Consider the following 19006-nt stretch of genomic DNA (forward strand, 5'->3'; position numbering starts at 1 on the left):
GGGGCAGCGGATGATCGATTCCAGCTACAGCGGTGGCGCCAGCCAGGACAGCCTGGGTTTTCGCGCCGAGGGCCAGGAAGTCCACATCGGCTGGAGCCTGCTGCTAAGCCTGCGCGCAGCCGATGACCAACCGGCAGCCGGAGCGGATGTACTCATCCAAGATTCGAACGGCCAAACGATTGCCGCCGGCCAGTCCGATAGCCAGGGAGAATTCCGAACCCACGTCATCGAGGCCGTCGTCGATCCGGACCAGACGCTCGTACTGGTCCCGGTCAGCATTGCCGCGACCTACGAGGGTGAACAGTTGAGCGCAACGCTCGACGTTACCGAACCGACCGAACACACGCTGACGTTCTCGAGCGCCGCCAACCTGATCCATGCCGACCGCTTCGAGCAATGAGTGTTTATGCAGACTGCCGCCCGACTAATAGCGACAAGCCTCGGTCTGGCAATCGCAGTCCTCGGACCGGGTTAGCTCCGGCTGAAGGGTCGGGTGATCGATGTCGTGACGTTCGAGCAGGATGCGGTTGAGCGACTCGAGCATGGGCGGCCAGGCCGAGAGGTCCTCGACCACGATGTGAGCCGACAGCGCCACGCGATTGCCCGAGACCTGCCAGATATGCAGGTCGTGCACGCCGTCGACACCGCTCACCTCGGCCATGGTGGCGCGCACCGACTCCAGGTCCAGCCCGTCCGGCACGCCTTCCATCACCACCTGCGCCCCTTCGCGCAACAGGCGGACCGCCGCGACCAGGATCAGCCCACAGATCAGCAGCGACAGGATCGGATCGATCGGCGTCCAGCCGGTGGCCAGGATGACGATACCGGATGCCAGCGCGGCGACCGAGCCGAGCAGGTCGCCGAGCACGTGCAGCAGCGCGCCACGGATATTAATATTGCGCTCACCGCGGCTGAGTACGAAAAACACCAGCAGGTTGATCACCAGGCCCAGCAGGGCCACGGCCATGACCGTGGCACCGCTGATCTCGCGCGGCTCCTGGAAGCGCTCGACGGCGTGCCAGGCAATGGAAGCGACCAGGATCAGCATCACCGCGCCGTTGACCAGGGCCGCGAGCACCTCGGCGCGTCCGTAGCCCCAGGTTCGCCGACTGCTGGCCGGCCGCGCCGCCATCCAGGCGGCAAAGGCGGCCAGGCCCAGGGCCGACGAGTCGGTCAACATGTGACCGGCGTCGGCCATCAGCGCCAGCGAACCGGCCCACCAGCCGGCGACGAACTCCACGAAGGCAAAGCCCAGCGTCAGGCAAAGCGCGCCAACCAGCGTGCTCCGGCTCGAGGGGACGTGATGGTGATGGCGATGGTGATCGTGGTGCGAGCTCATGATGCGAAATCTACCGCAAAACACCGGCGTAATAACATTTCGACCCTGAAAGCTGAATTTCCACGACGATCAGAGTAGAACCCGCACCGGGAAAAGGAGAATCAGGAGGCCTCGCTGCCATCGTTCGATTGCGGCCTGAATCAGCCGCGCTCGGACTGCAAACGCTCGTAGACCTCGTGAAGCAGGTGCTCCTTCGCCACGCGACGAAAATCGTTGTCGTTCATCAACCGCCCGAAAATTTCCTCGTTGCCGTCCATGCGCTCGATGAACAGGCCTTCGAGCATCTTCTCGAATACGTAGGCGAAGTTATCGACGCTGTTGGCCTTCGCAGCCTCCTGAAGCGTTTCGTTCTCGACGGCGGATTCGGCGATCTGGTCGAAGAACAGCTGGTCGGCCGGCGTGAACCCGGTGCCGAAGCGGTCGTTGAGCTTGCCGATCAGGGTCGACAGCTCCACCGTCTCGTCTTCCCCGCGCCCGGTACCCACTTCGGTGGGGCCGTAGAGTTCCCGTGCCTCGCCCACGCCGAGATCGATCGCGCCTTCGCTGATTTTCTGCAGCCGGTAGTACTTCAGCGCAACCTCGTCCTCGAGCTCGAACACCGTGTCGTCGCTGCGGCGAGGCAGCTTGGAAAGCAGGAATCGGGCGTAGCCATAGAGCTTCTCCAGGCTGCTGTCCTGGTAGGGGATGATCTGCGCCAGGAAGCCGTAGAGGTTGCGGAAACTGGCCAGCCGGCCCTTGAAGGCTTCCTGCTCGTCGTCGTCGAGCGCCTTGTAGCGCTCCACGGCCCGGTCGATGATGGCGTTGATCTTGCGGTGATCGGCCGGGGTGGGTTCGTGTCGATTGCGGTACCAGACCTCGGAGAAGGCGTTGACTTCGTCGGAAAAGAACACCTGCGCCTCTTCCAGGCGGTGCTGCAGGGTGTAGAGCTGCTGCGGATCACTGGGCTCGCCGACCGGCGTGACCTCATAGTAGGGCTTGAAGGACTGGAAGATCTCGTCACGCTCGTTGACGAAATCCAGCACGAAGGTATCTTCCTTGCCGGGTACAGTGCGGTTCAGACGCGACAGGGTCTGCACGGCCTGAACGCCGGCCAGGCGCTTGTCGACGTACATCGTGTGCAACAGCGGCTGATCGAAGCCGGTCTGGTACTTTTCGGCCACCAACAGCACCTGGTAGTGCTCGGAATCGAACCTGTCCGGCAACTCCGACTCCTTGATGCCCTCGTTCATGCCCACCTCGGTGTAGCTCTGGTCGGGAAAATCCGGATCGGTCACGCTGCCGGAAAACGCCACCAGCGAACGAATGCCGGTGATGCCGTTGTCCTCGATGTACTTGTCGAAAGCCTGCTTGTAGCGCACGGCGTGCAGGCGAGAGCCCGTCACCACCATGGCCTTGGCCCGCCCGCCGATTTTGTGGCGCGAGTGGTGACGGAAGTGCTCGACGATCACCTCCACCTTCTGCGCAATATTGTGCGGATGCAGGGATATGAACCGGGCCAGCGCCTTGGCGGCCTTGCGTCGCGGCACCTGGGGATCGTCCTCGATCGACTTGATCAGGCCGCTGTAGGCCTTGTAGGTGGTGTAGTTGGCCAGCACGTCCATGATGAAACCTTCCTCGATGGCCTGGCGCATCGAGTAGAGGTGAAACGGCGGCTCGCCGTCCGGGCCGGGCTCGTTGAATACGGCCAGGGTCTTGTACTTGGGCGTGGCGGTGAACGCGAAAAAGCTGATGTTCTCCTGGCGCGGGCGCTTGAGCATGTCCTCGAACAGGGCCTTGCGCGCCTCTTCGGACAGGTCTTCCTCCTCCACGTCCAGGAACTCGCCGGCGATGGCCGATTCGATGCCGTCGCGGTTGAGCACTTTGCGAAGCTCCATGGCGGTCTCGCCCGACTGCGAGCTGTGCGCCTCGTCGACAATCACGGCAAATCGCCGGCCGCCGGTCTCGAGCGAGACCTCCTCGCCCTTGTTGGCCAAGGTCTCCATCGCCTGGTTGATGAAGGGAAACTTCTGGATGGTGGAGATAACGATCGGCACACCCGACGACAGTGCCTGCGCGAGCTGCTGGGTATTCTCATCGATCTTCTGGACCACACCCTGCTTGTGGTCGAACTGGTAGATCGTGTCCTGGAGCTGCTGGTCGAGCACGCGCCGGTCGGTAATCACCACCACGCTGTCGAACACCTTCTCGTCGGCGGCATCGTGCAGGCTCGAGAGCCGGTGCGCCAGCCAGGCGATGGAGTTGGACTTGCCCGAGCCGGCCGAGTGCTGAACCAGGTAGTTGTGGCCCGCCCCCTTTTCCCGGGCGCTGGCCACCAGCTTGCGCACCGCGTCGAGCTGGTGGTAGCGCGGAAAGATCAACGTCTCCTTTCGATGGCGCTTCACGCCACGCTTGGTCGCGATCTTCTTCTCGCTCACTTCCAGGTGCAGGAAGCGAGCCAGGATATCCATCAAACTGTCGCGGGACAGCGCCTGTTCCCAGAGGTAGGCGGTTCGATAGTTGTTCTCGCCAGCCGGCGGATTGCCGGCCCCGAAGTCATGGCCGCGATTGAAGGGCAGAAACCGGGTCTCCTCGCCGGACAGCCGCGTGGTCATGAACACCTGGTCGGGGTCGACGGCAAAATGCACCAGCGCGCGCTGCTTGAAGCGGAAGATCGGTTCTTCCGGATCGCGGTCGCGCCGGTACTGGCGCATGGCCTCTTCCGCCGTCTGCCCGGTCATCGGGTTTTTCAGCTCCAGCGTGACCACCGGCAGGCCGTTGACCGAGAGCACCATGTCCAGCGACTTGCGCGGATGCTGCTCGCTGAAATGAACCTGCCGCATCACCCGCAGACGATTCTGCGCATAGGCTTTGGCAGCCTCCGGGTTCATGCCGGTATTGGGCGCGAAATAGGCCAGCCGGAAGGTCTTGCCGAAGCACTTGAAGCCGTGGCGCAGCACGTGCAGCGCATTCTTGGCGGCCAATTCCTTGACAAGGGAGGCCACCAGCACCTCGCCGGCCTGCTCGCCCTGCAGCTTGACCAGCGACTGCCAGCGCCTCGGCTGACTGGCCTGGACGAATGCCAGCACCTCTTCGGGAAACAGCCCCCGACCCGCATCGAAACCCGCGGCATCGCCCTTCTCGAAGCCGCCCGGCCCGATCAGCGACTGTTCCATGGCCTGCTCGAAATAGGTTTCCTGGTGCATGGCGCTTCCCCGGTTCAGGCCACCTTGATCTGGCCAGTGACGGCATTGGTGATCAGGGCGGAGCGGTATTCCTTCAGCTTTTCAATTGCCTCATTGATTCGCGTTTCCAATTCCGTCAGCCCGCCTCTTTCAGTCAGAAAGTAATCGACGATCTTCAACTGCTCGGTTAGCGGTGGAACTGGCCCTACGAGTCGCCTGATGTCATCCATCCCTATCGTTCTAACGGTTGAGCCGAACTCCAAGCTGTGCAGATACTCTCTCATGGCTTCGAATACAAATAATAAGTACTCCTTATCAACCCTTTCGCTCGGTATCCACGCGATAAGGTGTTGCGACACAGCCATTTCCTCTTCTGTAATTGCAGCGAGCCCAACTGTAGCATCACGCGTAAAAATCACCGTACCCGCCGGTAGCAGTCGGGCTGATGAACCTTCCAAACCGGCCCTATTTATATGGGTATGCGTCTGGCCAATGTAATCGTTATCGGCTAGGGCCTTCGTGTCTCTCAAAGATACCCAAGGGATATCGCAATTAACCCAGAATTCAGGCTTCGATTTGCTTGGGGTATGGCCACTCTCGAGCTGAGCGATATTCTTTAAGCGGGCAACATCCCAATGCGCTGGAATATCGCCCAGCCACTCGATGCCGCTGTCCTTCATGGGAACATCGGCATCCAGCCCTTTGGTCACAGTCCGAGTGATCAGAGCGGTGCGTTTTTCGGCCAGCAAATCCAGCAGGCGGCGCTTTTTCTCGATCAGCGTATCGATCTCGGCGGTTTTTCGTTCGAGGAGATCGGCGACCTTCCGCTGGGCCGGCAACGACGGCAAGGTGATGCGGAAGTCCTTGATGAACTGTTCGGGAACGCGCTTCTGGCCGCCGGCACCGTACATGGCGCCTTCACCCAGCTCACGGAATAGGTCGGATGCCGTCAGATAGTACAGAAAACGTCGATCAAGCTGCTCTCCAGGGCGCACGACATGTAACTCGGTCGTGCCGAACGCGACCCCGCTCGTGAGCCCCTCGGCAATCGCTCCCTTGCCGTTCTCGAAACAAGGGGTAATCTTGGCGATTACAACATCTCCATCACGAAATGGCGTATAGCCATCTCCAACCTCTCCCAGCAATTTGACCTGATCGATCTGAATTCCTCCGTGCTCGCCAACTGCAGCCATCGGCACGAAAGAAACTTCGGTTGCCGGTGGTAGCGCCACCTTGTAGGGCGGGTTCACACGAGACAGGAAGCGCAGCCGACAGTCCTTCCAGCCCTCCGGACGGGGGGTTATATACCACAGTCCCATCGAACCAAGCCGAGCCGTCGCAGGCTGCTTGGTCACTGCGATCCCCCTTTCCTTTTCGCCTTCTGCTCCAACGCCTCCAGCTCCCGCAAGTCCTCCGCATCGGCTTCCAGCGCCTCGTCACGCCGCCGTTGGGCGTCGAACTCCTCGTAGCGTTCCTGCGCGATCCGCCGGGCTTGTTCAGCGCTGACCGAGCCGGCGCCTTCGAGTACGTCGCGTTCGTTGAATTCCAGCAGCTTGTCGACATTGTTGCGCCAGTAGTCCAGGGTCAGGTCCTTGCGCTTCTTGGCGCGCAGTTCGGCCTGTTCGAGAAAGATCACCACCAGGCGGTTGAGGGTGTCGACCTCGTCGGCGTCGAGGTAGTTCTTGGCGATGGTCACGTCCTGCTTGCGAACGCGCGCCCCTTTCCAGCTCGTCAGCGCCATATTGGGCACATCGGCGTCGGCCCGCTCGACCACGATCTCGGCGGCGGTGTGGCCGGTCACCGCGTAGAGCAGCTTGTTCTGCACCTCGGCAAAGAAAATCTGGGTGTCCCGGTCGTCCGGCCGGTAGTCGCTGGAGAGCTGAAAGAGGTCGCGCACCTTCTGGTAGAAGCGCTTTTCCGAGGCGCGGATGTCGCGGATACGCGCCAGCAGCTCGTCGAAGTAGTCCCAGCCGCCGGGCTCCTTGAGGCGCTCGTCGTCCATGACGAAGCCCTTGACCAGGTATTCCTCCAGGTGCGCGGTGGCCCATTGGCGGAACTGGGTGCCGCGCGGAGAGCGCACCCGATAGCCCACGGCCAGGATCATGGGCAGGCTGTACCATTTGACCCGGTAGTTCTTGCCGTCTGCGGCAGTTGTCAAGTTTTCCTTGACAACTGCGCTCTCGGATAACTCCTTTTCCTTCAATATGTTACGAATGTGCAGGCTGATATTCTGCTTGCTCGTGTCAAACAGATCGGCCATTTCCGCTTGCGTCAGCCAGACGCTGTCGCCCTGCACGCGAAGCTGAACCTCGGCCTGCCCGTCGTCGCTGCGGTAGAGGATGAGTTCGCCCTGACTCACGCCGTCACCCGCTTGAGCAGATCGAGAATTTCGCCTTCCAGCCCCTGGATATCGCGCTCGATCTCCTCGATCGGCCGCGGCGGCTTGTAGACGTAGAAATGCCGGTTGATTGGAATTTCGTAGCCCACCTTCGTCTTGCCATGGTCAATCCAGGCGTCGTCGACAAAGGGCAGTACTTCACGGTCCAGGTAGTCCTCGCAGTGATCACGCACCAGCTCGAGCAGCCTGGCGTTGTCGGCGTTCTTCTCGTAGCCGATGGGCAGCGGCAGCGGAATGTCGGCCGGCAGCGGCACAATCTCGCTGTCGCGCAGTTCCGTGTCCGGTTCGGGATTGCCCTTGGCATCACGGCAGATGGCGGCCTCGGGGTCGCCCTCGGACAGGGCGCCGAGTATGGCTTTTTTGATCGGCGCCGGCAGTTTCTCGCCGGCGGTCTTGAAGGCCGCCTTGAGCAGCGGCTCGAATTCGGCCCGGTCGTCGTAGCGCCGGTCTTTCAGGCCCTGCAGGATTTCGATGATGCGCCGCTGGGTTTCTTCGCCGGCCTTGACCTCGGCATCTTGCTCGGCCTTGTCCTTGCGCTTCTTGCTTTTGGCCAGGTTGGCGAAGGCGGTTTCCTGCCAGAGCCGCTCGATGCGCTCCGGGCTGGCCTGGAAATTGAGTCGCAGCGGCCGCTCCACCGTGATTTTCAGGTAGCCGAATTCACGATTGTCGAAGACTTTAGAGCAGACCCGCTCCTCGAGTTCGTCGTTGAGTCCCACCCGGCAGGTGGCGCCGTTGGCGAAGTCGCCGTATAGGCGGGTCAACTCCTCGATATGCTCGTCGCCCAGCTCGTTGCGCTTGTTGCCCAGGCTCTTCTTCATCTTGCGGTAGTGCCGCGTGCCGTCGATGAGCTGCACCTTGCCCTTGCGGCCGTCGGCCTTGCGATTGGTCACCAGCCAGATGTAGGTGTAGATGCCGGTGTTGTAGAAGAGCTGATCGGGCAGCGCGATGATGGCGTCGAGCCAGTCGTTCTCGATGATCCAGCGGCGAATATTGCTTTCGCTGGGCCCGGGCTCGCCGTTAAACAGCGGTGAGCCGTTGAAGACGATGGCGATCTTCGAACCCTCGCCGCCTTGCGCGGGTGGCGGGTTCATTTTGCTCAGCATATGCAGCAGAAACAGCGTAGCGCCGTCGTTGATGCGCGGCAGGCCCGGCCCGAAACGCCCGTTGAAGCCGAGCTCCTTGTGCTCTTTCTTGACCGTGTCTTCCTGCGGCTTCCACTCCACACCGAAAGGCGGGTTGGCCAGCATGTAGTGAAAGGTTCGGTCGGGGTGGCCGTCTCCGGTCTCGCCGTCGCCCAGGGTGTCGCCGAAGGCGATGTTCTCGATCGGCTCGTCCTTGATCAGCAGGTCCGAGCGGCAGACCGCCCAGGATTCTTCGTTGTATTCCTGACCGAAAAGATGCAGATGGGCCTGCGGGTTCTGCTCGGTGATGTATTCCTCGGAAACCGAAAGCATGCCGCCCGTGCCCGCTGTCGGATCGTAAATGGTGCGGGCGATACCCGGGGTATAGACGTCTTCGTCTTCGGTATAGAGCAGGTGGGCCATCAGACGGATCACCTCGCGCGGGGTGAAGTGATCCCCGGCTTCCTCGTTGGCCTGCTCGTTGAACTTGCGAACTAGCTCCTCGAACACGTAGCCCATGTCGTGGTTGCTGACCCGATCCGGATGCAGATCGATTTTGGGATCGGCAAAGGCCTTGACGATGAGGTAGAGCCGGTTGGCCTTGTCCAGCTTTGCGATCTCGGCCTCGAAGCCGAAGGCGTCGAAGATCTCGCGGGCAGATTCGGAGAAACCGTTGATATAGCTGGTCAGGTTGCTGGCGATATTCTCCGGGTCGGCCAGCAGCTTCTTGAAGGTATACGGGCTGATGTTGTAGAGCGGATGCTTGCGGCCGGAAATCGCCTTGCTCGCCAAAGCCCGATGAAGCGCATTCCCCTCGTGGCCGCGAGCCTTGAGCTTCTGGTACTCCTTCAACACTTGCTTCTTGGTCGGCTCCAGCACGCAGTCGAGGCGGCGCAGCACCGTCATCGGCAACATCACCTTGCGATACTGCGGCGGCCGATACGGCCCGCGCAGCTTGTTGGCGATATCGAAGACGAAATTGATCAGATTCGTTGTGTTCGCGGGCATTCAGTCTCTACTCTGCGTTATTACTTCCGAGAATTGCAGTCCATCGCACCACTAACACGGCATGCGCATCATTCGCTTGCGGCTTCCGCTTCCTCTCTGTGCTTGAGAGAAACACCATCCGCACTCACCCAGGCCGTAAGTCCGTTGGCTTGTCCACCGTGAATGACCGAAGCTGCAGCGCTTGGACTTGAGAACTCATAGTCCTTCTCGAAACGCAGTTTCTTTCCAGCTGAGGTCAGCACGCCCTCGGTGAAAAGCTGTTCGCGCAAATGGGCTGCATATGGATACTTCTGCGTGGAAGGTCTTTCCTGAAGGACCGCTTCGGACCCCTTGAAGACGATAAAACCATCCGAGGTTCTGCGCCCCTTCGCCTCGACATCCTTGATCTTGCAGTAGTACAGGTCGGCCTTACTACGGCCGAGCGTTCGGGCGCGAATCGGCTTGAGGAATTCCTGTCCGAGCAGCGGGAGTAACTGCTCGACCTTCTGAAAGTAGTCGTCCATATATGCGGCTTCCGCTTCGGGCAGCTTCGTGCCGGAGGACTTCAGATTCTCGACCTCATAGCGGGCAACCTCGCGGGCCTTGTCGATCACTTTCCCCTCGAGGTACTTGATATGAGCTTTGGTGAAATTCTCATCGTGCGAAACGAAATACACGATGCTTTTCCAGAAATCGCGGTCCAGGTGAAGTTTGACTCTGGAACGGATCTTCTCTGCCTCCCCGATGTACACCCGATCCTTGCCGGTTTCCGGATTGACGCCGGTCAGAAAGTAGACACCGGGACCGGCTGCCTCGTCTCTTTCCAGAACTGTCTCCAGTTGGGACCTCGGCCCTGCAACGGCTTTGCCTGTCCAGCCATAGATCTCGGCGGTGCGCAGTCCCGCGGGATCACCATTTACTAGAAAAATCTTGACGGTTGCAGCCTGACTCATTTCCCTGTCCACAGCTCCTTTTTGCCCCCATTTGGAATCGGCTTCGGCCATCTTCAGCGCCAGCAGCGCCCTGTCCGAAAGAAGATCAGACTCGAGTAGACGGCCACTGTAAGCGAATTTCGGTTCTTGCCGAGCCCCTTCTTCTACGGCGACATACTGCCGAAAAGCCTCCCGGCGCGCAAACACCGAGGAATGCAGTCGGGTACGAAAAAGCCCCGCCGAAGCGGGGCTCGGGAAATCAGGAACGGCTCCGGTCAGTCGAGCAGGTAGGTTCGGAAGAAGAGCACCACGGCCTCGCTGTAGAGGTCGCGGTTTTCCTTGCGACGGTAGCCGTGGCCCTCGTTGAGCGCGTTCATGTACCAGACCGGGCTGCCCTGCTCTCTTAGCGCGGCAACGATCTGCTCGGCTTCGCTGACCGGCACGCGCGGGTCGTTCTCGCCCTGGACGACGAACATCGGCACATCGATCTGTTCGACGTTATTGAGGGGGCTGATCGACTGCAGGTGCTCGCGCATCTCGGGGTCGCGCTCGTCGCCGTACTCGACGCGCCGCAGGTCGCGGCGGTAATCCTCGGTGTTCTCGAGAAAGGTGACGAAGTTGCTGATGCCGACGATGTCCACGGCGGCCTTCAGGCGATCGCTGTAGTGGACGGCACTGGCGAGCACCATGTAGCCGCCGTAGCTGCCGCCGTAGACGGCCACGCGATCGGCGTCGAGGTCGGGCTGGGTCTCGATCCAGTCGAGCAGCGCGCCGATGTCCTTGACCGAGTCCTCGCGCTTGAAGCCGTTGTCGAGCTGGAGGTAGCTCTTGCCGTAGCCAGCGGAGCCGCGCACGTTGGGTCGGATAACGGCCGCATCGAGGTGGTCGATCCACAGCTGGTAGGTGCTGGAGAAACCGGGGCGCGACTGGCTCTCGGGCCCGCCGTGGATCTGGATGATGACCGGATGCGGGCCGTCCCCCTTCGGGCGGTAGACGAAGGCCGGGATTTCGCGCGGCTGGCCGTCGACTTCGTCGAAGGTCGGGTAGTGAACCAGCTCCGGCATGACGAACTGCTCGGTGTCGAGACCGCCGACTTCGCTGTAGGTCCAGCGCGTAAGCTCGGCACTGTCCCAATCCATGACGTGAACATCGCTGGGCGAGCGCGGATTGTTGACCACCACCGCCAGGGACTCGTCGTCCTCGCTGAACGATGCGCCGTAGATCAGGCCTTCGGGGATGGTATCGATGCGTTGGTAGGAATCGTCGGCGGGATCGAAGCGATACATGCGGCTGATGCCGTCCTCGTTGGTGACGAACACGCCCGCATCACCGGCGTGATTGAGTTCCAGGCCCTGCACCGACCAGGGGATGTCGCCGGTAATCACGCGCGCCTCGCCCTCCGGATCGAGTGGGCGCCAGGCCAGCTGGGCGAACTCGCCCCGGGCGTCGGTGCTGAAATAGATTCCCTCGTCTTCTGCATCGAAACCGAAGGGCAGGTTGCGCGAGGGGTTGTCGTCGCTGCCGGCAATGCGCGTGAGTTCGCCGGATTCGAGGTCCAGCACGTGAATGCGCGAGTCGTTGACGCTGATGTACTGGACGATCAGCAGCTTGCCGCTGTCGGCGGAGAACTCGACCGGGCCCCACCAGCTGCCGTCGGGCGCCTCGAGCACGAGTTCGGCTTCGCGCCCGTCCTCGAAGTCGAACATCCAGATATCGTTGGAGCGGCCATTGCGACGTGTGGACTGAAAAGCGAGATAGCGACCGCCTTCGGACCACTCGAGGGCGCCGTTGCGCGATTCACCGTCGCTGATCATCTCGCGGCTGCCGTCTTGCGGGTCGAACAGGTAGATCTGGTCGAACTCGCTGCCGCCGGTGTCCATCAGGAAGGCCATCGTGTTGCTGCCCGGCCTCCGGGCGGCGCCGCCGACGGGCTCGTCGTACCAGGTCAGCTGGTGACGGGCGCCGCCAGGCTGGTCGACGCGATGGATCTGGCTGACCTCGGCGAAGCGCGTGGAGATGTAAATGCTCTCGCCGTCGGCGCTCCAGTCAACCAGGCCGGCCGAGCGGGTGTTCTGGTACTGCGTCAGGGCCTCGCTGATCGATTCGGGAATCTCGGGCACGTCCTCGAGCACGACGTTGCCGGAGTTGGCTGTACGGCGGTCGACCTCGGCCGTGGCCGAGGCGGCCGCCAGCACGAACAGGATGGGCAGGATCAACAGACGATGCATTGGAATTCTCGACACATTGGGAATTCCGGTGAGTATATCGGCTGCCCGGGCCCGTCGCGTGAGTAACCTACTCCTCGAGCTGCTTGCGCACCAGTGTCAGCCCGTCGCCGATCGGCACCAGGGAGACATCGATTTCCTCGCGTTCGCGCAGGTATTCGTTGAAGGCGCGAATCGCCTCGGTGTCCTCGTCGTCTTCCGCGGAATCGACCACCTTGCCGTCCCACAGCGTGTTGTCGATCATGATCAGCCCGCCCGGGCGGACCAGCTCGTGGCAGCGCTCGAAATAGTCGATGTAGCCGGTCTTGTCGGCGTCGATGAAGGCCAGGTCGAAGGTGTCTTCGCAGCCCGAGACCAGCAGTTCCTCGAGCGTCTTCAGGGCCGGGCGCAGCTCCAGCAGGATTCGGTCCGCCAAACCGGCCTTCTGCCAATAGCGCCGGGCAATATCGGTCCATTCCTTGCTGACATCACAGGCGATCGTGCGGCCGTCCTCGGGCATGGCCAGCGTGACCGCCAGCGCGCTGTAGCCGGTGAAGGTGCCGACCTCGATGTAGCGCTTGGCGCCGACCAGGCGCGCCATCAGCGCCATGAACTGCCCCTGCTCGGGCGCGATCTGCATGTTGCGCTCCTCGAGCTGCGCGGTTTCCTCGCGCAGTTCGGCAAGCAGCGGATGTTCGCGCAGTGAGTGATCCAGGACGTAGCGCTGGAGTTCGTCGTTGAGGCCGATGGATTGATTGGACATGAGTCTCTAGCCGTTCGGTTTGCGATCGAAAGTGGCCGTGACATGGTCACGCAGGTTGCGCAGGTCCCGCTCGAGCAGTTGCCACTCGTTCTCGAGGGCCGCCTCGCGCGATGCCAACAGACGATCAGAACTGGCGACGATCGGCGCAGCATTCAAGCCTGCCGTCGAAGGCGCTTCATCTTCGACCGTGGCCGGTCGCCAGAGCATCCATGTCGACACCAATACCGCCACGGTGGCGACCGCACCGGCCAGCACCGGCCGCCCGAACGTGGGTCGCGCCGGCTGTCGAACGGACCCTCGCAGGCGTGCAGCCACGCGATGACGGACATGCGGTGGACAGTTTGCCTGCAGCTGCAAGGCTTCGTCACGGAGCTGGGCTTCGAGTTCCTGTCTATTCATTCGAGACAACCTCCTCCGACAGCCAGTCGGCGGCATCGATCGATTCGGCCAGGCGACGGCGCGCCCGGTGCAGCGTCACCTTCACCCAGGCTACGGAACGGCCGACAATCCGGGCAACTTCCTTCGTCGTGCGGTCTTCGGCATAGAACAGCCAAAGCACGTCGAACCACTCCGATGGTAGCAGCTCGCGCGCCAGCGCCCAGATGCTGGCGCGCTGCTGGCCGCTGTGCGTCACTTCTTCCGGCCCCGGCGTTGGGTTGCCCGGCAATGCCGGCAGCTCGCCGTGCCCCCGGGTCCGCCGCGAAGCCTGGCGCCGGGCGATGGTATAGAGCCAGGTGGAGAACCGCCAGCGCTCGCGATAGCCGCCCAGGTGCTGCCAGGCGGCCAGGAAGCTGTCCTGCACGATGTCCTCTGCGTCTGCCCGGGACGCTCCGCGAACCAGCACGAAACGATACAGCCGGTCCTGGTAGGCGCGCATCAGCTGGTCGAATGCTTCCAGCGAGCCCGCACGGGCTCGCCGGACAAGATCGCGTTCGAGATCGGGGCTCACGCTCGCTCCGGCGCCGCTCAGTCGAGCAGGCCCATCAACTCTTGCGAACTGACCTGGACCGACAGGCTCACGCGTTCGCCCTCACGCTGCGTCTGCAGTGTGGAAACGAAAGCGAGGTCCGGTTCTTCCCCGGACAGGGCCTGCAGACCGATCACGCCCTGGACGATGTTCTGCAGCGCCTGTGCCTGGGCCTCATCGACGGCGATCAGTTCAACTTTGACGTCGTAGCTGCCTTCGGCGTCGGCCAGGGCGAACCCGGCGCGGCGGATATTGCGCATGACCTGTGAGTCCCACTTGCCGTGGCCGGCGCCGATGGACGCCGTATCGACCGCACCCGAGACCAGCGGGTTCGCCCGGACAACCAGCAGCTCGGAGGCGGTCGGGCGCTGGAATCGCTCGCCGGCGAGGAAGTCGTCGAGCAAGGAGCGGCTGGAAGTCACGAAGGCCGCGGCGTCGTCACCGAAGGCCAGGAACAGCGAGCCGTCGTCGAACTCGAGATTGAACTCGTCGGTCAGCTCCTCGTTGGAACCGACCGCATAGGCCTCGCCATCGGCAATGTCGGTCAGCGGCTCGGCCGCCAGCCGCTCGATCAGGCGCTCGCGCATGTCGGAATCCATGCGGCCATCGAGCACGATGCCCAGGCCATCGGAGCTGTCGCTGGCCCCGAATACGGTGACGGCGTCGAAATCGTCGACACTGCCCTGGCCGAACTCTTCCTCGAGATCGTCGATCACCTCTCTTTGCAGCCAGCCGTACAAGGCGCCGTCATCGGACGCGTCGCGCATGGCCGCCAGGTTGACCTGGACGAACCAGCGGCTGCCGTCTCCGAGCGTGTCGTCGGCGGCAGGAGTCGTGAGCGGCAGCAGGAGAAGGGTCAGGAGAATGCATCGGAACATGGGGACTTGCCTCGCAGTGACGTGGGTTTGTACCCCTTTGTAGCGCCGGATCGGGGTTTCGGTTACAGACCCGTCGAGTATGCTGGTCTGCCCCCGAAACGACATGAGGCACAAGTCATGGACGAGTTCATGCAGGCCGCCATCGCCGAAGCCCGACAGGGCCTCACCGAGGGCGGAATCCCCATCGGTTCGGTGCTGGTCCACGACGGACGCATCATCGGGCGAGGCCACAATCGCCGGGTGCAGTCGGGCAGCGTGGTGCTGCACGGAGAGATGGACGCGCTGGAAAACGCCGGCAGGCAGCCGGCGAGCGTCTATCGCCAGAGCACGCTCTACACCACGCTCTCGCCCTGCCCCATGTGTTCGGGCGCAATCCTGCTCTACGGTATTCCGCGCGTCGTGATCGGCGAGAACCGGACCTTCACGGGCCACGAGGACCACTTGCGCGCGAACGGCGTGGCGCTGTCGGTACTCGACGACCCCGACTGCATCGCCCTGATGGAGCGGTTCATCGCCGACTCCCCCGAACTATGGAACGAGGATATCGGCGATTAGGGAAACTCTGAGCAACTCCGCGCGGAGGCTCCCTAAGCGCCCGCGTCCGCGAAAGCCTGGCGGGTGAAATTCACCGGCTCGCCCTCGCTGACCAGCACGTTGTCCTCGATGCGAATGCCGCCGAAGGACTTCAGGCGCTCGACCGCCTGCCAGTCGATCCTCGAGGCGTGTTCGCCAGCGCGCAGCTTGTCGAGAAACGCCGGAATGAAATACAGCCCCGGTTCGACGGTCACGACATTGCCGGGTTCGAGCTCGCGCGTCAGGCGCAGGGCCGGGTAGCGCTCCGGCGGCGGAAGGTCCATGCCGCGATCGTCCTTGAGACCGGCCACGTCGTGCACCTGGGCGCCGATGTAGTGGCCCAGGCCGTGCGGCAGGAAATGCGCGCTCACGCCCGTTTCAACCTGCTCTTCGGGCGGCATGCGAACGATGCCGGCCTGCTCGAGCACGGCGGCGACGGCGCGGTGGGCCTCCACGTGCAGGTCGACGAAGCTGCGCCCGGCCCGGACCTGATCGACCAGGCGGCGCTGGGCGGCGTCCATGGCCTCGATCAGGTCACCGAACTCGCGGTATTCCTCCAGCGTCCAGGTGCGGGTGATGTCGGCCGCATAGCCGCGCCAGTCAGCCCCGGCATCGAGCAGGAAACTGCGGACCGGGTCCGGCCTGGTGGGTGAGCGATGCTGGTAGTGCAGGACGGCGCCGTGATCATTGACGGCGACGATGCTGTTGTACGGCAGCGTGTCCTGGTCCTCGCCCATGGCGGCCAGGTAGGCGAGATGGATATCGAGTTCGCTCTTGCCGGCACGGAAGGCCTCCGACGCCGCCAGGTGACCGGCGGCGGCCAGGCGGTTGGCGCGCTCGAGGCAATCGCGCTCCCAGGCCGTCTTGCGCGTACGCATCTCGTCGAGACGCCACATCAACTCGGGCGGATTGAGGTCGGCGCCGTCGAGCAGCTCGCCCAGGGCACGCTCGTCGCCGATGACGGCCAGCGCACGCTGCTGGCGAAAACGCGCGTGCCAGTCGGCCGGCGAACGCACGACCTCGACATCCAGGCTGCCGGTCAGCCAGTCGCCCGGCGGTTCCGGCGGCATGTGCCAGAAATCGTCGGGCTGGCAGAACCACAGTTTCGGCTGCTGGCCCGGGCGCAGTTCGAGCAGGCTGTCGACCGCAAACGGCCGGGGCACCAGGGCCACGAAGGGGCCGTGCGCGCGAAACGGCGGATGCTGATCATCGAACAGTCGGTTCTCCGGGCGGCCGGAGTGGATCAGCAGCCCGTCGTAGCCGAGCTCGGTGAGAATCTCGTCGATTTCCTCGCGTCGGTGTTCGATGTGACGGGCGTAGAGCAGCGCTTCCGGGTTGGGCATGGGGTTCGGGCCTCGATCAGTTAGAATTCCATGCTTGTCATTCTAGCGCCAGACCGCCAATTCATTAACCGATGGCCATCCAGATCTACAACACGCTCACCCGGCAGAAAGAGGATTTCGTCCCGCTCGACCCCGAACGGGTGACCCTGTACGCCTGCGGACCGACGGTGTACAACTATGCGCACATCGGCAACGCCCGGCCGGCGGTCATCTTCGACCTGTTCTACCGCGTGCTCTCGCGGCGCTATCGGCAGGTCGTCTACGCGCGCAATATCACCGACGTCGACGACAAGATCAACAAGGCCGCAGCCGAACAGGGCGTGCCGATCGACACGATCACCCGGAAGTTTGCCGATATCTACCATGAGGACATGGCCGCCCTGGGCGTGGGCCGGCCGACGGTGGAGCCGCGGGCGACCGACCACATCGGCGAAATCATTGCCATGATCGAGCGCCTGGTCGACAAGGGCTGCGCCTATGCCGCCGAGGGCCACGTGCTGTTCAGCATCGAGAGCGCGGCCGACTACGGCGAGCTGTCGCGGCGTGACATGCGCGAGATGGTCGCCGGCGCGCGCGTGGAAGTCGCGCCCTACAAGAAGCACCCGGGCGATTTCGTGCTCTGGAAGCCGTCCGACGAAGACCAGCCGGGCTGGGACAGCCCCTGGGGCCGCGGCCGGCCGGGCTGGCACATCGAGTGCTCGGCCATGAGCGCGGCTCACCTGGGCGAGATGATCGACGTCCATGCCGGCGGCCAGGACCTGATCTTCCCCCACCACGAGAACGAGATCGCCCAGAGCCGCTGCGCCCACGGCACCGACCGCTTCGCTCGCTACTGGATGCACAACGGCTTCGTCACGGTCGAAAAGCGCAAGATGTCGAAGTCGCTGGGCAACACGCTCATCGTCCACGAGCTGCTCGAGCAATGGTCCGGCGAGGTACTGCGCTACCTGCTGCTGTCGGCCCACTACCGCCAGCCCCTGGACTGGTCGGAGTCCGCGCTCGAGCAGGCCCGCAACACGCTCGACCGGCTCTACGGCCTGCTGCGCGACCATCCGCCGGCCGCCAACGATCTCGAGCCCGATCCGGCCGTGATCGCCGCTCTGGAAGACGACCTGAACACGCCGACCGCCCTGGCCGAGGTCAACAGCCTGGCGCGCCGACTGTCCTCGGCCGCCGCCGAAGAGCAGCCCGGCCTGGCCGCGCGCCTGAAGGCTTCGGCCGGCCTGCTCGGCCTGCTCCGGGCCGACCCGGAAGGCTGGTTCAAGTCGCGCCCGGGCACCGACACGGTCGACGCCACCCAGATCGAGGGCCTGATCGAGCAGCGCAACGCCGCACGCAAATCGCGCGACTTCGCCACCGCCGATCGCATTCGCGACGAACTGGCCGAGCGCGGCATCGAACTCGAGGACGGTCCGGAGGGAACCCGGTGGAAACTGACCTCATGAGCATCGAGTCCGCACAGCGCGAAATCGTCGAGGACTTCGCCCTGTTCGATGACTGGATGGACCGCTACCAGTACCTGATCGACCTGGGCCGGACACTGCCCCCGCTCGATCCGGCAGAGATGACCGACGACCGCCTGCTGGCCGGGTGCCAGTCTCAGGTCTGGCTGATCGCCGAGGGCGACGCCGACCGGCTGATTTTCCGCGCCAACTCCGACGCCGCCATCGTCTCGGGCCTGATCGCCCTGCTGCTGAAGGTCTACTCGGACCGCAGCGCACGCGAGATCCTCGACTCCGAGCCGCATTTCGTCGCCGAGATCGGCCTGAGCGAACACCTCTCGCCGACGCGGGCCAACGGGCTCAACGCCATGCTGAGCGAGATTCGGCGCCAGGCGGAGCTGGCCCTTTAGATCAGGGGCGTGTCCCCGACGGACGACATCTTTGTTTGCGCCACTCGGTGCTCACATGTGATCCCCACCTGATTGGAGCGCCGTTGTACTCGGGGGCATCACGCGTTGGGGCGTGGGGTGGGTTGGGATCACCGGTCGCCGTGGTGGCCTCGACAAGTCAACTGCGGTTTCGCCCGGCCTGCTTCGCAGGCACTTTCGGCGAGTACCTTTTTCCCAAAGCGAAAAAAGGTACGAAAGAGCGCTTTTCAAAGTCAAAGTCCCACGATCCGGGGTTTCAGGACTGGAACCGGGAGGGGGCTGGCCCCTTCGCGGAGCGGGCTTCGCGAAGACTCGGTCGGAGGATCCGGTGGCACTAGCGGGAATGGGACGAAGCCCGCACGAGAACGGCACGGCTTCGAAGGTGGCGCGCTGCGCGCGCGGGGGCTTGATCCAGGCGCGTAGGATGCGTGGAGGCCCGTAGGGCCGTAACGCATCGGCCGATGCGTTGC

General features: G+C 63.2%; 16 protein-coding genes. 4 read left to right on the top strand and 12 right to left on the bottom strand.

Annotated elements, in window-relative coordinates; all coding sequences use genetic code 11:
* The first annotated feature begins 10 nt into the window (after positions 1 to 10).
* On the top strand, positions 11 to 400 hold the full coding sequence (locus ACDC67_RS11075; RefSeq protein WP_376693132.1) for a hypothetical protein: 390 nt from the start codon (positions 11 to 13) through the stop codon (positions 398 to 400).
* A gap of 24 nt (positions 401 to 424) precedes the next feature.
* Here ACDC67_RS11075 and ACDC67_RS11080 read toward each other — a convergent pair whose 3' ends face one another.
* From ACDC67_RS11080 to ACDC67_RS11130, 11 genes are all read right to left on the bottom strand, one after another.
* Positions 425 to 1339, bottom strand: a complete 915-nt coding sequence (locus tag ACDC67_RS11080) for a cation diffusion facilitator family transporter (RefSeq protein ID WP_376693135.1) — start codon at positions 1337 to 1339, stop codon at positions 425 to 427.
* A gap of 140 nt (positions 1340 to 1479) precedes the next feature.
* Positions 1480 to 4521 (bottom strand): type I restriction endonuclease subunit R, encoded by a 3042-nt coding sequence (locus tag ACDC67_RS11085; RefSeq protein ID WP_376693137.1) that lies wholly within the window; start codon positions 4519 to 4521, stop codon positions 1480 to 1482.
* 14 nt (positions 4522 to 4535) lie between these two features.
* On the bottom strand, positions 4536 to 5855 hold the full coding sequence (locus ACDC67_RS11090) for a restriction endonuclease subunit S (RefSeq protein WP_376693139.1): 1320 nt from the start codon (positions 5853 to 5855) through the stop codon (positions 4536 to 4538).
* On the bottom strand, positions 5852 to 6859 hold the full coding sequence (locus ACDC67_RS11095) for a virulence RhuM family protein (RefSeq protein ID WP_376693141.1): 1008 nt from the start codon (positions 6857 to 6859) through the stop codon (positions 5852 to 5854). Before ACDC67_RS11095 ends, ACDC67_RS11090 begins: the two co-directional genes overlap by 4 nt.
* Positions 6856 to 9027, bottom strand: coding sequence for a type I restriction-modification system subunit M (locus tag ACDC67_RS11100; protein ID WP_376693143.1), 2172 nt, complete (start codon positions 9025 to 9027; stop codon positions 6856 to 6858). The genes ACDC67_RS11095 and ACDC67_RS11100 overlap by 4 nt, the downstream gene beginning before the upstream one ends.
* 68 nt (positions 9028 to 9095) lie before the next feature.
* Positions 9096 to 10010, bottom strand: a complete 915-nt coding sequence (locus ACDC67_RS11105; protein ID WP_376693144.1) for a GIY-YIG nuclease family protein — start codon at positions 10008 to 10010, stop codon at positions 9096 to 9098.
* Between the two features lie 203 nt (positions 10011 to 10213).
* Complete coding sequence (locus ACDC67_RS11110) at positions 10214 to 12166, bottom strand: S9 family peptidase (protein ID WP_376693146.1); 1953 nt, start codon at positions 12164 to 12166, stop codon at positions 10214 to 10216.
* Between the two features lie 67 nt (positions 12167 to 12233).
* Positions 12234 to 12905 (bottom strand): class I SAM-dependent methyltransferase, encoded by a 672-nt coding sequence (locus ACDC67_RS11115; RefSeq protein WP_376693148.1) that lies wholly within the window; start codon positions 12903 to 12905, stop codon positions 12234 to 12236.
* Positions 12906 to 12911: 6 nt separating this feature from the next.
* A complete protein-coding gene (locus ACDC67_RS11120; protein WP_376693150.1) occupies positions 12912 to 13304 on the bottom strand; it encodes a hypothetical protein in 393 nt (130 codons plus the stop codon).
* The gene (locus ACDC67_RS11125) at positions 13297 to 13854 is read right to left on the bottom strand and encodes an RNA polymerase sigma factor (RefSeq protein WP_376693152.1); all 558 of its coding nucleotides are present in this window, start codon (positions 13852 to 13854) and stop codon (positions 13297 to 13299) included. Before ACDC67_RS11125 ends, ACDC67_RS11120 begins: the two co-directional genes overlap by 8 nt.
* 17 nt (positions 13855 to 13871) lie before the next feature.
* Positions 13872 to 14750: a hypothetical protein gene (locus tag ACDC67_RS11130; protein WP_376693154.1), complete on the bottom strand. Its 879-nt coding sequence runs from the start codon at positions 14748 to 14750 to the stop codon at positions 13872 to 13874.
* Positions 14751 to 14867: 117 nt separating this feature from the next.
* On the opposite strand from ACDC67_RS11130, the gene ACDC67_RS11135 reads away from it, so the two are divergent.
* Entirely contained in the window at positions 14868 to 15305 is a 438-nt protein-coding gene (locus ACDC67_RS11135) for a nucleoside deaminase (protein WP_376693156.1), read from the top strand.
* Between the two features lie 32 nt (positions 15306 to 15337).
* Here ACDC67_RS11135 and pepQ read toward each other — a convergent pair whose 3' ends face one another.
* Positions 15338 to 16666, bottom strand: a complete 1329-nt coding sequence (pepQ, locus tag ACDC67_RS11140; RefSeq protein WP_376693158.1) for a Xaa-Pro dipeptidase — start codon at positions 16664 to 16666, stop codon at positions 15338 to 15340.
* Between the two features lie 71 nt (positions 16667 to 16737).
* Between pepQ and cysS the strand changes: the two genes are divergently transcribed.
* Positions 16738 to 18111, top strand: a complete 1374-nt coding sequence (gene cysS, locus ACDC67_RS11145; RefSeq protein WP_376693160.1) for a cysteine--tRNA ligase — start codon at positions 16738 to 16740, stop codon at positions 18109 to 18111.
* Entirely contained in the window at positions 18108 to 18518 is a 411-nt protein-coding gene (locus ACDC67_RS11150) for a SufE family protein (RefSeq protein WP_376693162.1), read from the top strand. The genes cysS and ACDC67_RS11150 overlap by 4 nt, the downstream gene beginning before the upstream one ends.
* The last annotated feature ends 488 nt before the right edge of the window (positions 18519 to 19006 follow it).

The sequence above is a fragment of the Wenzhouxiangella indolica genome, from assembly GCF_042310355.1.
Taxonomy (GTDB): domain Bacteria; phylum Pseudomonadota; class Gammaproteobacteria; order Xanthomonadales; family Wenzhouxiangellaceae; genus Wenzhouxiangella.

What these genes read in the sequence shown, in the direction of transcription:
- ACDC67_RS11080 (WP_376693135.1), bottom strand. Translation starts at nt 1,339, where the DNA reads ATGAGCTCGCACCACGATCACCATCGCCATCACCATCACGTCCCCTCG.
- ACDC67_RS11130 (WP_376693154.1), bottom strand. Translation starts at nt 14,750, where the DNA reads ATGTTCCGATGCATTCTCCTGACCCTTCTCCTGCTGCCGCTCACGACT.
- pepQ (WP_376693158.1), bottom strand. Translation starts at nt 16,666, where the DNA reads ATGCCCAACCCGGAAGCGCTGCTCTACGCCCGTCACATCGAACACCGA.
- ACDC67_RS11115 (WP_376693148.1), bottom strand. Translation starts at nt 12,905, where the DNA reads ATGTCCAATCAATCCATCGGCCTCAACGACGAACTCCAGCGCTACGTC.
- ACDC67_RS11120 (WP_376693150.1), bottom strand. Translation starts at nt 13,304, where the DNA reads ATGAATAGACAGGAACTCGAAGCCCAGCTCCGTGACGAAGCCTTGCAG.
- ACDC67_RS11075 (WP_376693132.1), top strand. Translation starts at nt 11, where the DNA reads ATGATCGATTCCAGCTACAGCGGTGGCGCCAGCCAGGACAGCCTGGGT.
- ACDC67_RS11105 (WP_376693144.1), bottom strand. Translation starts at nt 10,010, where the DNA reads ATGGCCGAAGCCGATTCCAAATGGGGGCAAAAAGGAGCTGTGGACAGG.
- ACDC67_RS11100 (WP_376693143.1), bottom strand. Translation starts at nt 9,027, where the DNA reads ATGCCCGCGAACACAACGAATCTGATCAATTTCGTCTTCGATATCGCC.
- cysS (WP_376693160.1), top strand. Translation starts at nt 16,738, where the DNA reads ATGGCCATCCAGATCTACAACACGCTCACCCGGCAGAAAGAGGATTTC.
- ACDC67_RS11150 (WP_376693162.1), top strand. Translation starts at nt 18,108, where the DNA reads ATGAGCATCGAGTCCGCACAGCGCGAAATCGTCGAGGACTTCGCCCTG.
- ACDC67_RS11110 (WP_376693146.1), bottom strand. Translation starts at nt 12,166, where the DNA reads ATGCATCGTCTGTTGATCCTGCCCATCCTGTTCGTGCTGGCGGCCGCC.
- ACDC67_RS11135 (WP_376693156.1), top strand. Translation starts at nt 14,868, where the DNA reads ATGGACGAGTTCATGCAGGCCGCCATCGCCGAAGCCCGACAGGGCCTC.
- ACDC67_RS11085 (WP_376693137.1), bottom strand. Translation starts at nt 4,521, where the DNA reads ATGCACCAGGAAACCTATTTCGAGCAGGCCATGGAACAGTCGCTGATC.